Genomic DNA, 12,671 nt, shown 5'->3' on the forward strand with positions numbered 1-12,671 from the left:
TTGCCTAATGAGCCTGTTCCAGGAAGTGGCCGTACTGCTGGCATTGTCCGCTCTGGTCGGCGCGATCGCAGTTAGGCTGCGCCAACCGCTGATCATCGCCTATATCCTGGTCGGCATCCTCGCCGGACCGGCCGTACTGAGCCTTAGCAGCGAGAACGCGCCCCTGGAACTGCTCGCCGAAATCGGCATCACCGTGCTGCTGTTTGTGGTCGGGCTCAAGCTGGATATGCGCCTGGTCCGCACCCTGGGCCCGGTGGCGCTGGCCACGGGTCTGGGGCAACTGACCTTTACCATCGTTTTCGGATTTATTCTCTGCTACCTGCTGGGCCTGCAACTGATGACCGCGCTCTATGTGGCAGTGGCCCTGACTTTTTCCAGCACCATCATCATCGTCAAGCTGCTCTCGGACAAAGGCGAGATCGACTCCCTGCACGGGCGCATCGCCATGGGCTTTCTGATCGTGCAGGACATTGCCGTGGTGCTGGCCATGCTTGGCCTCAACCTGTATCAACCGAGCAACGGCGAACAGACTGGCATGCATCCGCTGCTGCTGGCCGCTACCCTGCTAGGCAGCCTGGTCGTGTTGTTCATGCTGATGCGCTATGTCCTGCCCAGGCTGCTGGACAGCATGGCGCGCTCGCCGGAACTGCTCATGCTGATGGCGGTGGCCTGGGGCATCCTGCTGGCTGCAGGGGCGGATAGCCTGGGCCTGTCCAAGGAAATCGGCGCCTTCCTGGCCGGCTTCTCCCTGGCCTCCACTTCCCTGCGCGAGGCGGTGGCCAGCCGCCTGACCAGCCTGCGCGATTTTCTCCTGCTGTTCTTCTTCCTGCACCTGGGCCTGCAACTGGACTTTGCCCATATCCATGGGCAGATCGGCAGCGCCCTGCTGCTGTCGGCCTTCGTGCTGATCGGCAACCCGTTGATCGTCATGGCGATCATGGGCTGGATGGGCTATCGCAAACGCACCGGTTTTATGGCTGGGCTGACCGTGGCGCAGATCAGCGAGTTCTCCATCATCTTCGTCGCCATGGGCATTGGCCTGGGCCATGTCGGCCAGGACGCCCTGGGCCTGACCACCCTGGTGGGGCTGATCACCATCACCCTGTCGACCTACATGATTCTCTACTCGCAACCGTTGTTCGACCGCCTGGCGCCCTGGCTGGGCCTCTTCGAGCGGCAGATCCCGCACCGGGAAAATGCCAACGACAGCGACCCGCAGGACAGCCACGCCGAGGTCATCATCTATGGTATGGGCCGCTATGGCCGCCAGCTGGCCCACCAGCTGGAAGCCGGCGGGTTACGCGTACTGGGCGTGGACTTCGACCCCGGCGCCCTGGCCGAGGCGCGCCAGGCTGGGCTTAGCGCCTGCTATGGCGATGCCGAGGACAACGACTTTCTCGAACACCTGCCGCTGACCCAGGCCCGCGCCATGATCAGCACCATCCCCCAGCGCGAGGTCAATGCCATCCTGCTGCGGGCCCTGCGCAGCAATGGCTTCAAGGGCAAGATCACCCTCAGCGCCTTTCGCACCGGCGATGCCGAAGCCCTGGAAAGCGCCGGCGCCGCCAGCGTGCTGCGGCCCTATAGCGATGCGGCGGAAACGGCGGCCAGGCGCCTGCTGGGGGAAATTCGCGGGTACTGACTTGCAGACTCAAGGCCATGCTGCAGAGCTGATCAGCCCTGCTCGATCAGATCGGCGCAGCCCAGGCAATACTCGGCGGCCGGCATCGCCTCCAGCCGCGAAGGGTTGATCGCCTCACCGCAGCGCAGGCACAGGCCGTATTGCCCTTCGGCCAGACGCAGCTTGGCCAGACCCACCTGGCGCATACCGGCCTCGGCTTCGGCCAGCAGGGCTTCGAGCACTTCATCGTTCTGCCGCTGACTGGCCTGTTCGGCGAAGTCCGGGGAATGGCTGCGCGCCAGGTCCTGGCGAATGGCATTGGCGCGGGCGCTGTATTCGTTGAGTAGCGCATAGAGCGCGGCGTGGGGATCGAAAACGGGCATGGGGCAATCCTCGTATTAACGAGTACAAGTGTGATCCTGATATGGACTCTGACACTGATGCCGGTCAGTAATTCTGTAACTTTTCTTGCACCGCCCGCCCGAGCGCACCAACAAAAACGGAGCCTTGCGGCTCCGTCCTGTGTAGTTACGCCAGCTTCTTGTAGCGCACCCGGTGCGGCTGGCTGGCCGCGTCGCCCAGGCGTTTCTTGCGGTCGGCTTCGTACTCGGTGTAGTTGCCTTCGAAGAACACCACGCTGCCATCGTCCTCGTAGGAGAGGATGTGAGTAGCCACGCGGTCGAGGAACCAGCGGTCGTGGGAGATCACGATGGCGGCGCCGGGGAAGTCCAGCAGGGCCTCTTCCAGGGAGCGCAGGGTTTCCACATCAAGGTCGTTGGAGGGTTCGTCGAGCAGCAGCACGTTGGCGCCCTGCTTCAGGGTCAGAGCCAGGTGCAGGCGGCCACGCTCACCACCGGAGAGGTCCTTGACGAACTTCTGCTGGTCGCCGCCCTTGAAGTTGAAGCGCCCGACATAGCCGCGCGAGGGCACTTCATAGTTGCCGATCTTGATCATGTCGAAACCGTCGGACACCGCTTCCCACACGGTCTTGCTGCCGTCCAGGTCGTCGCGGCTCTGGTCCACGCAGGCCAGCTGCACGGTATCGCCGATCTCGATGCTGCCCGAATCCGGGGTTTCCTTGCCCATCAGCATGCGGAACAGGGTCGACTTGCCCGCGCCGTTGCCGCCGATCACGCCGACGATGGCACCCTTGGGCATGCTGAAGCTCAGGTTGTCGATCAGCAGGCGGTCGCCGTAGCCCTTGCAGACATTCTTGAATTCGATGACCTTGTCGCCCAGGCGCGGGCCGGCCGGGATATAGATCTCGTTAGTCTCGGCGCGTTTCTGGAATTCCTGCGACTGCATCTCCTCGAAGCGCGCAAGACGGGCCTTGGACTTGGACTGACGGGCCTTGGCGCCCTTGCGCACCCACTCCAGTTCGTCCTTCATGGCCTTTTCATGGGCGGACTGCTGCTTGGATTCCTGGGCCAGACGCTCGGACTTGGCTTCCAGCCAGCCGGAGTAGTTGCCCTCGTAGGGAATTCCGGCGCCGCGGTCCAGTTCGAGGATCCAGCCGGCGACGTTGTCGAGGAAGTAGCGGTCGTGGGTGATGGCCACCACGGTGCCGGGGAAGTCGTGGAGGAAGCGCTCCAGCCAGGCCACCGAGTCGGCGTCCAGGTGGTTGGTCGGTTCGTCCAGCAGCAGCATGTCCGGGGCCGACAGCAGCAGGCGGCACAGGGCCACACGGCGCTTCTCACCACCGGAGAGCACGGCCACCTTGGCGTCCCAGGCCGGCAGGCGCAGCGCGTCGGCGGCCACTTCCAGCTGGCGCTCCAGGTTATGCCCGTCGCTGGCCTGGAGGATGGCCTCCAGTTTGGCCTGCTCGGCGGCCAGGGCATCAAAGTCGGCGTCCGGCTCGGCGTAGGCGGCGTACACCTGATCCAGGCGCGCCTGGGCGTCCTTGATAACGCTCACCGCCTCTTCCACCACTTCACGCACGGTCTTGTTCGGATCCAGCTGCGGCTCCTGGGGCAGGTAGCCGACATTGATGCCCGGCATCGGCCGCGCCTCGCCATCGAACTCGGTGTCGACCCCGGCCATGATGCGCAGCAGGGTGGACTTACCGGCGCCGTTCAGACCCAGCACGCCGATCTTGGCGCCGGGGAAGAAGGACAGGGAGATGTTCTTGAGGATTTCCCGCTTCGGCGGCACTACTTTGCTCAGCCGATGCATGGTGTAGACGTATTGAGCCATGGATATCCCGGGTTCTGGTGACGTTGAATAAAGAGGTAGAGGGCGCGCCTGCTGGCCGCCGACCTGCACAGGGGGCACATTATATAGGCACTGCGGTCAGGCTGCCTGCTGGCCAGGGGATTGTCCGCCGAGCGCATGCGATATCGCGGGCAAACTACCCCAATGGCGACGACCGGGCAAACCGCACAGCAGTCACAACTGGCACTTCGCCACAGTTATGGCATTCTTGCGCGCTGCCAAATCCGCCCCAGCCGCCACTTACACTTGTCGAAACGGCTCGCACTCACACCAGGACCCTGGCCTTGTCTACAGTCACGCCCCCATCGCTGCCCTCCACGCCCGACGCGGGATCGCTGCCCGCCTGGCGCGGACCGGCCCGTGGCGTGCTGGTGGCCCTGGTCCTGCTCATGCTGGCCCTGCTGCTGTGGCAGCTGCGCCAGGAAGCCCGGCAACTGGAACAGGCCCAACGCCAGCTGAGCCATGTCTACACCGAGCAGCTGGGCAACCATATCGATCTGAACATGGACCTCAAGGCCAAGGCGGCCCTGGTCATCCTGGCGGCCCACAGCCAGAAGCCGGGTGGCGTCTCAGGTCGCCAGCAATTGCACCAGCAACTGGGCGAACTGTTCCCCAACCTGCGCAGCCTGGCCTGGCTCAACCAGGACGGCCTGCTGCTGAGCGACAGTCGCGGCACCAGTCGTGACACCGCCTTTCTCGCCGAGCTGCCGACCAGGCTGCAGGAACGCCCCTACCACTATGCCTTCAGCACCGTCGGCAACGGCCAGTTCTACCTGTTGCTGCAACAACCCGATGGCACGGGCTTCTGGGTACTGCGCCTGGCCAGTGCGGCCTTGCAGAGCTGGTTCGACGAACACCATCAGAGCCCCTATCGCTGGCTGCTGGAAGATCGCCCGAGCCGCCGCGCCATCGTGCGCCAGGACGATGGCGGCAGCACGCCACGCCCCTATTACCCGCCGGTGACGGCGGAAAACCTGGCCCAGACCATTTTCATCCGCCCCCTGCCCGGCAGCGACTGGCAACTGCGCGCCCTGTTCAACCCACAGAAAGTCCGCGCCCAGCAACTGCCACACCTGGCCAGCAAGTTCCTGCTGTTTACCCTGTGCGCCCTGTTTGCCCTGCTGGCGCTGTATCGTCTGCTGCGCGAACAGCGCCAGCTGCGTCAGCTCAACCTCATGTCCCGGGGCTCCCTGCGCCAGGCCGCCAGCGTGCTGGGCGCCATTGAAGAGCGCGTGCTGGTGACCGATGCCAAGGGCCAGCTGCAATACCTCAACCCTCAGGCCGAGGCCCTGTTCGGCCTGAGCAGCCAGGACGCCCAGCAGTGGCATCTACTCAAGCTGTTGCCGCGCCTGGATCCGCTGCTGCTGCACACCCAGGCCAACCAGGAAGTCCATGCGGACCTGGTGGAAATCCGCCAGAACGGCTGCCCCCGCCTGTTCGACATCAGCCGCAGCGATCTGGGAGAGCACAGCGGCCACCAGGGCTATGTCTGGGTGCTGCGCGATGTCACCGAGGAACAGCACGCCACCCAGGTACTGGAGCAGGCCCGCCGACGCTATCAGGACATCTTCGAAGGCACCGGCACCGCCCTCTGCGTCCTCGACCTCAGCGCCGTGCGGCCCTACCTGCATGCCCAGGGCCTGCGCCAGAGCGCGCAGCTGCAGGCATGGCTGAACACGCAGCCCCTGGCCTGGGAATCGCTGGCCAATCTGTTGCGGGTCACCGAAACCAATCAGGTGGCCCAGCGCACGCTCGGCGTCGAGACCAGTGCCCAGGTGGCCGGGCTCTTGCTGCACGGCGCGAGTGCCCATGGCGACAGCCTGCTGATGCGCCTGCTGACGGCCCTGCTCGACGGTCACGGCCAGGTCGAGGTGGAAACCCGCATCGTCACCCCCCAGGGCCATGAGCGTCACCTCTGGGCCCTGCTGCGCCTGCCGGAAGACCCCCGCGACCTCGACGCCGTGACCCTGAGCATCAGCGATATCACCAGCCGCAAACGCATCGAGCTGTCGCTGATCGAACGCGAGCGGTTCTGGTCCGATGTGGTCAAGAGCGTACCGGACACCATCTATGTGCATGACATCCCCGGCAAGCGGGTGATGTACAGCAACAACCACCTGGGCCCGGAGCTGGGCTACAGCAAGGCCGAACTGCGGGCCATGGGTGAGCGCCTGTGGGAGAAAATTCTGCACCCGGACGATGTCGAGCTGTACCAGCGCATGCGCAGCATTCAGCAGGTGCTGGGCGCGCGCCAGCTGATGCAGTTCGTCCTGCGCTGGCGCCATCGCGACGGCAGCTGGCACAGCTTCGATATTCGCGAGCAGGCCCTGAGCCACGACAGCCAGGGCCGGGTCAGCCGCCTGATCGGTGTGGCCAAGGACATTACCGAGCAGATCAACAGCAGCGAATCCCTGCGCGCCAGCGAACAGCGCTACCGCCTGCTGGCCGAGAGCATCAGCGACGTGATCTTCTCCACCGGCAGCGACCTGCAGCTCAACTACGTCAGCCCCTCGGTGCAGAGCGTGCTCGGCTACGACAGCGACTGGGCCCTGCAGCAGGGCTTCCACAGCCTGGCCGCCAATCCCCGCCAGCTGGCCGGTGTCTATGAGCTGATGGACAGCGTGCGCCAGGCCCTGGCCAGCCCACAGCGCCTGAACGAACTGCGCCGCACCCTGCAGCCCAGGCTATTCAACTTTGACTGCATGCGCGCCGACGGTCGCAAGATTCCGGTGGAGCTGCGCCTGACGCCCATGTGGGATGAGCGTGGCAACTTCGAAGGCCTGCTCGGCGTCGGCCGCGACACCAGCCTGCAACGCCGCGCCGAGAAGGACCTGCGCATGGCCGCCACGGTGTTCGAACACTCCACCGCGGCCATTCTGGTCACCGACCCGGCCGGCTATATCGTCCAGGTCAACGCCACCTTCAGCCGGGTCAGCGGCTATACCGCCGCCGAGGTGCTGGACCAGCTGCCGGCCATGCTCACGGCCGACACCCAGCAGGCCAGCCACCTGCAGTATGTGATCCGTCAGCTCAACCAGCATGGCAGCTGGGAAGGCGAGGTGTGGCTCAAACGCCGCAACGGCGACAAGTTCCCCGCTTGGGTCGGCATCACCGCGGTGCAGGACGAAGAAGGCGATCTGGTCAGCTATGTGTGCTTCTTCAGCGATATCAGCGAGCGCAAGGCCAGTGAGCAGCGCATCCACCGCCTGGCCTACTACGACGGCCTGACCCAGCTGCCCAACCGCACCCTGTTCCAGGATCGCCTGCACAGCGCCCTGCAGCATGGCGAGCGGCATGGCGAATGGGTGCCGTTGATGTTCCTCGACCTCGATCGTTTCAAGCCGATCAACGACTCCCTGGGCCACGCAGCCGGCGACCGCATGCTCAAGGAAGTGGCCCAGCGCCTGCTGTGTTGCGTGGACGAGGACGACACCGTGGCGCGCATGGGCGGTGACGAGTTCACCCTGCTGCTGCAGCCCCAGGCCAGCCGCGAGGCGGCCATGACGCGCGCCATCCATGTCGGCGAACAGATCCTCGCCCGGCTGGCCGAGGCCTTTATTCTCGAAGGCCGCGAGTTCTTCGTCAGCGCCAGTGTCGGCATCGCCCTGAGCCCCCAGGACGGCAACGAGCTGAGCCAGCTGATGAAAAACGCCGACACCGCCATGTATCACGCCAAGGAGCGCGGCAAGAACAACTTCCAGTTCTACCAGGCCGACATGAACGCCAGCGCCCTGGCCCGCCTGGAGCTGGAAAGCGACCTGCGCCATGCCCTGGAACAGGATCAGTTCCTGCTCTACTACCAGCCGCAGTTCTCCGGCGACGGCAAGCGCCTGACCGGCGCCGAGGTGCTGCTGCGCTGGCAACACCCGACCCGTGGCCTGGTGCCGCCCGGCGACTTTATCCCGGTGCTGGAGGAGCTCGGCCTGGTGGTGGACGTCGGCGAATGGGTACTGCGCCAGGCCTGCGTGCAGCTGCGCGACTGGCATGCGGCGAAGATTCGCATCCCGAAGATCTCGGTCAACCTCTCGGCCCGCCAGTTCAGCGAAGGTGACCTGGAACAGCGCCTGGCGTCCATCCTGCAGGACACCGGCATCCCCGCCGCCTGCCTGGAGCTGGAGTTGACCGAAAGCATCCTGATGGAAGACGTGGCCAGCGCCATGCAGACCCTGGCCAGCTTCAAACGCCTGGGCCTGTGCATCGCCATCGACGACTTCGGCACCGGCTACAGCTCGCTGAACTACCTCAAGGAATTCCCCATCGACGTGCTGAAGATCGACCGCAGCTTCGTCGACGGCCTGCCCCACGGTGAGCAGGACGGCCAGATCGCCCGGGCCATTATCGCCATGGCCCACAGTCTCAACCTGACGGTGATCGCCGAGGGTGTGGAAACCCTGGCCCAGCTGGACTTCCTGCGCGGCCACGACTGCGACGAGGTACAGGGCTACCTGCTCGGCCGCCCCATGACCGCCGCCCAGTTCACCGCCCTGTTCAGCGGCACCGCGCTGTTTATGCTCAGCTAAAGCTGCAAGCTGCAAGCTGCAAGCTGCAAGCTGCAAGCTGCAAGCTGCAAGCTGCAAGCGAGTCAGTGTGGTGCTAGCCGGACACCCTTAAGCCTTTGCTCTTACTTGAGGCTTGAGGCTTGAGGTTTGAGGCTGCCCCATGAGTCCCACTTGTCCGCCAGATGATCAGCGCTCATATGCCTGCCGGCGCCGGATGGGTTAGAATTCGCCCCCTCTTTCTACCGCCCAGCTGATTTTTCTCAGGGGAATGCCATGTTCAGCCGTGATTTGACTCTTGCCCGTTATGACGCCGAATTGTTTGCCGCGATGGAGCAGGAAGCCCAGCGCCAGGAGCACCATATCGAGCTGATCGCCTCGGAAAACTACACCAGCCCGGCGGTGATGGAAGCCCAGGGCAGCGTGCTGACCAACAAGTACGCCGAAGGCTATCCGGGCAAGCGCTACTACGGCGGCTGCGAATATGTCGATATCGTCGAGCAGCTGGCCATCGACCGCGCCAAGGAACTGTTCGGCGCCGATTACGCCAACGTCCAGCCGCACTCAGGCTCGCAAGCCAACTCGGCCGTGTACATGGCCCTGCTCAATGCCGGCGACACCGTGCTGGGCATGAGCCTGGCCCACGGCGGCCACCTGACCCACGGCGCCAGCGTCAGCTTCTCCGGCAAGATCTACAACGCCGTGCAGTACGGCATCACCGACGCTGGCCTGATCGACTACGACGAAGTCGAGCGCCTGGCCGTCGAGCACAAGCCGAAAATGATCATCGCCGGCTTCAGCGCCTACTCCCAGGTGCTGGACTTTGCCCGCTTCCGCGCCATCGCCGACAAGGTCGGTGCCTACCTGTTTGTCGACATGGCCCACGTTGCCGGCCTGGTTGCCGCTGGCCTGTACCCCAACCCGGTACCGTTCGCCGACGTGGTCACCACCACCACCCACAAGACCCTGCGCGGCCCGCGCGGCGGCCTGATCCTCGCTCGTGCCAACGAAGCCCTGGAGAAGAAGTTCAACTCCGCGGTCTTCCCGGGTGGCCAGGGTGGCCCGCTGGAGCACGTCATCGCCGCCAAGGCCGTGTGCTTCAAGGAAGCCCTGCAGCCCGAGTTCAAGGCCTACCAGGCGCAGGTGATCAAGAACGCCCAGACCATGGCCAGCGTGTTTATCGACAATGGCTATGACGTGGTGTCCGGCGGTACCGAGAACCACCTGTTCCTGCTGTCGCTGATCAAGCAGGACATCACCGGCAAGGACGCGGACGCCGCCCTGGGCCGCGCCTTTATCACCGTGAACAAGAACAGCGTGCCGAACGACCCGCGCTCGCCCTTCGTCACCTCGGGCCTGCGCATCGGCACCCCGGCCGTGACCACCCGCGGTTTCAAGGAAGAGGAATGCCGCCAGCTGGCCGGCTGGATCTGCGAAATCCTCGCCAACCTGGGCGACGAAGCCGTCGAAGCCCGCGTGCGCGAGCAGGTCAAGGCGGTCTGCGCCAAGTTCCCGGTATACGGCAACTAAGCCCTAGCAGCAGCGCAATCGAGCCCGCCATCCGGCGGGCTTTTTTGTGGCTCTCTGTATTGCGGCGGGGAAGGTACTTTAGATACCGGACTGGCAACTAGGTGTGTGCTGATGATGAAGCGGCATTATCCATTACCGGCTTGTTTGATCTGATGGGTTTCGCCCCTTTCGGGCGACTCACTTGATTCGCTGCGCTCACCCTTCGGGCCAGCACTACAGACGCCACTCAGTGTGTGCTGGAGAGAATTTTGCAAGCTCGCGACCCGGTCCCGTCAGGAGGCCGAGTGGAGGTGGTGCGTAGGGGGACGACCGGCCTGGATGGCCGGTCGAGGCTTAAAGGGCCAGGGATGGCCCTCGTAAGCCGGCCCCCGGAGCAGCACCGGAGCGAGGGGAGTTTCGCGCAGCGAAACCCGGATGTCGGGTGCCCTTCTCTTTGGTTACTTTCTCTTGGGCAAGCAAGAGAAAGTGACGCGCCCGTGAGGGGCGCAACCCAAACGCCCAGTACACGCGACAATCGGCTATGCCACGGCGCGAGCAACGCCGCACACAAGCTTGCCAGTCCGGTGTCAAACAGCAATACCTCAAGACTCCGCCAAGAATCCTTATTCTGATCATCGCAGAGCGCGACATACCGAAGACTTGCCCACCTTACAAACTGTGCCCGCAGCCGCCAAAGCTGACGTCATAAAAACACGCCAGCCAGGCCAGCCTTGGCTATAGTGGATTAAACCCAGCAGGAGTTTTTGCATGAGCGCAACAGCCAACGAGCGTCGACGTTTTCAACGTATCGCCTTCGACGCGCCCACCGAAATCAGCCAGGGTGAACGCACCTGGAGGGTGGCGCTGCACGACGTCTCGCTCAAGGGTGTACTGGTCAAGCAGCCCAAGGGCTGGAACGGCGACCCACACCAGCCCTTCGAGGTACGTATTACCCTCAACGACGAAGCCCAGGTACAGATGGAAGTGGTGCTGACCCGCACCCAGGGCGAGCTGCTCGGCTTTGTCTGCCGGCATATCGACCTGGACTCCATCAGCCACTTGCGCCGCCTGGTTGAACTCAACCTGGGCGACGAGAGTCTGCTGGAGCGGGAGTTGGCTGCCCTCGGCGAAGAGGACTGAAGCGCCCCCGGCGCGACCTACTGACGACGTGAGCGCTGGCGCTGCATGTCACGGCGCGCCTCACGGGTCTGCACGGCCTGAACATCGAAGTTGAACGCGCGGGAAAAGAAATCGAAGAACAAGAACATGCTGGCGTCTCCTTAATGTGGATACGCTTTTATGCTGCTCTCCGATAGCTTGCTAACCATTGACCCAGGTCAATTTTTCCCAGAGCCCGGTCGCGGCAGAACGCCGCAGCCAGTGCCCCAGGGGCGCTCCTCTAAACCAACGCCCTAGTCAAACAGTGCATCCAAGGCCTGCTCCAGGCGCGTCACCGCGATCACCTGCAGACCCGGCGGCGGATCTTTCGGCGCATTGCCCTTGGGTACGATGGCGCGCTTGAAGCCGTGCTTGGCCGCCTCCTTCAGGCGCTCCTGGCCGCTGGGCACCGGGCGGATCTCACCGGACAGCCCCACCTCGCCAAACACCAGCACATCATGGGCCAGCGGACGATTGCGCAGGCTGGAAATCACCGCCGCCATGAGCGCCAGGTCGGAGGCGGTTTCCAGCACCTTGACCCCGCCCACCACGTTGAGAAACACATCCTGATCGTAGGTGGGGATGCCGCCGTGGCGGTGCAGCACGGCCAGCAGCATGGCCAGACGGTTCTGGTCCAGCCCCAGGGTCACCCGGCGCGGGTTGGCCATATGGCTGGTGTCGACCAGCGCCTGCACCTCCACCAGCATCGGCCGGGTGCCTTCCCAGGTGGCCATCACCACGCTGCCCGACACTTCCTCCTGGGCGCGGGTGAGGAAGATCGCCGAGGGGTTGGTGACTTCCTTGAGGCCCTTGTCGGTCATGCCGAACACGCCGAGCTCGTTGACCGCACCAAAGCGGTTCTTCACCGCCCGCAGCAGGCGCAGGCGGCCGTCCGACTCGCCCTCGAAATAGAGAACCGTATCGACCATGTGCTCCAGCACCCGTGGCCCGGCCAGGGCGCCTTCCTTGGTCACATGGCCGACCAGAAAGATCGCCGTACCGCTCTGCTTGGCAAAGCGCACCAGCAGCGCCGCACTCTCGCGCACCTGGGCCACGCCACCGGGGGCGGACTGCAGCTGTTCGGTAAAGATGGTCTGGATCGAGTCGATGACCATGACCTTGGGCTTTTCCACCCGGGCGGTGGCGATGATGCTTTCGATGCAGGTTTCGGTCATCACCTTGAGCTTGTCTTCCGGCAGGCCCAGGCGACGGGCGCGCATGGCCACCTGCTGCTGGGATTCCTCACCGGTGACATACAACGCAGGGAAGCGCGTGGCGATATTGCACAGGGTCTGCAGCAGGATGGTCGACTTGCCGATGCCCGGGTCGCCACCGATCAGCACCACCGAGCCATCCACCAGGCCGCCGCCGAGCACCCGGTCCAGTTCACCGGAGGCGGTGGAAAAGCGCGGTACTTCCTCGACGCTGACTTCGGCCAGGGTCTTGATCTGCGCCTGCTCGCCAGCCCAGCCGGCACGCCCGCTGGGGGCGGCGGCATTGGCTTCGATCAGGGTTTCCACCAGGGTATTCCAGGCCCCGCACTCGCCGCACTGGCCGGCCCACTTGGGAAAGGTCGCGCCGCACTCGGTGCAGCCGTAGATGCGTTTGGCCTTGGCCATGCCGGACTCCTCGGAAAACGGAGCCCGGATCATACGAAATAACTGGATATATTTACA

Annotated in this window: 7 protein-coding genes; 4 read left to right on the top strand and 3 right to left on the bottom strand. The window is 64.3% G+C overall.

Annotated features, from left to right (window positions below):
- Window positions 1-7: 7 nt before the first annotated feature.
- A complete protein-coding gene (locus GJV18_RS16335) occupies window positions 8-1,642 on the top strand; it encodes a cation:proton antiporter (RefSeq protein WP_160347553.1) in 1,635 nt (544 codons plus the stop codon).
- 32 nt (window positions 1,643-1,674) lie between these two features.
- On the opposite strand, the gene GJV18_RS16340 is transcribed toward GJV18_RS16335, so the two are convergent.
- Window positions 1,675-2,004, bottom strand: coding sequence for a TraR/DksA family transcriptional regulator (locus GJV18_RS16340; RefSeq protein WP_160347555.1), 330 nt, complete (start codon window positions 2,002-2,004; stop codon window positions 1,675-1,677).
- A gap of 145 nt (window positions 2,005-2,149) precedes the next feature.
- A complete protein-coding gene (gene ettA, locus GJV18_RS16345) occupies window positions 2,150-3,814 on the bottom strand; it encodes an energy-dependent translational throttle protein EttA (protein ID WP_160347557.1) in 1,665 nt (554 codons plus the stop codon).
- A gap of 407 nt (window positions 3,815-4,221) precedes the next feature.
- On the opposite strand from ettA, the gene GJV18_RS16350 reads away from it, so the two are divergent.
- The 3 genes from GJV18_RS16350 to GJV18_RS16360 all read left to right on the top strand — a co-directional run bounded on the left by GJV18_RS16350 (window position 4,222) and on the right by GJV18_RS16360 (window position 10,977).
- Window positions 4,222-8,352 (top strand): sensor domain-containing protein, encoded by a 4,131-nt coding sequence (locus tag GJV18_RS16350; protein WP_160347685.1) that lies wholly within the window; start codon window positions 4,222-4,224, stop codon window positions 8,350-8,352.
- Window positions 8,353-8,604: 252 nt separating this feature from the next.
- Window positions 8,605-9,858 carry a serine hydroxymethyltransferase gene (glyA, locus tag GJV18_RS16355; protein WP_160347559.1) on the top strand — a complete coding sequence of 418 codons (1,254 nt, stop codon included), beginning with the start codon at window positions 8,605-8,607 and terminating at the stop codon, window positions 9,856-9,858.
- A 747-nt stretch (window positions 9,859-10,605) separates the two neighbouring features.
- Complete coding sequence (locus tag GJV18_RS16360; protein ID WP_160347561.1) at window positions 10,606-10,977, top strand: PilZ domain-containing protein; 372 nt, start codon at window positions 10,606-10,608, stop codon at window positions 10,975-10,977.
- Window positions 10,978-11,249: 272 nt separating this feature from the next.
- Here GJV18_RS16360 and radA read toward each other — a convergent pair whose 3' ends face one another.
- Complete coding sequence (gene radA, locus GJV18_RS16365) at window positions 11,250-12,614, bottom strand: DNA repair protein RadA (RefSeq protein WP_160347563.1); 1,365 nt, start codon at window positions 12,612-12,614, stop codon at window positions 11,250-11,252.
- Window positions 12,615-12,671 lie beyond the last annotated feature (57 nt).

The organism is Pseudomonas xionganensis (genome assembly GCF_009763245.1).
Classification (GTDB): domain Bacteria; phylum Pseudomonadota; class Gammaproteobacteria; order Pseudomonadales; family Pseudomonadaceae; genus Aquipseudomonas; species Aquipseudomonas xionganensis.

Bases quoted from the DNA above. Each gene is read 5' to 3' on its own strand.
- GJV18_RS16335 (WP_160347553.1), top strand. From the start codon at position 8: ATGAGCCTGTTCCAGGAAGTGGCCGTACTGCTGGCATTGTCCGCTCTG.
- GJV18_RS16340 (WP_160347555.1), bottom strand. From the start codon at position 2,004: ATGCCCGTTTTCGATCCCCACGCCGCGCTCTATGCGCTACTCAACGAA.
- ettA (WP_160347557.1), bottom strand. From the start codon at position 3,814: ATGGCTCAATACGTCTACACCATGCATCGGCTGAGCAAAGTAGTGCCG.
- GJV18_RS16350 (WP_160347685.1), top strand. From the start codon at position 4,222: ATGCTGGCCCTGCTGCTGTGGCAGCTGCGCCAGGAAGCCCGGCAACTG.
- glyA (WP_160347559.1), top strand. From the start codon at position 8,605: ATGTTCAGCCGTGATTTGACTCTTGCCCGTTATGACGCCGAATTGTTT.
- GJV18_RS16360 (WP_160347561.1), top strand. From the start codon at position 10,606: ATGAGCGCAACAGCCAACGAGCGTCGACGTTTTCAACGTATCGCCTTC.
- radA (WP_160347563.1), bottom strand. From the start codon at position 12,614: ATGGCCAAGGCCAAACGCATCTACGGCTGCACCGAGTGCGGCGCGACC.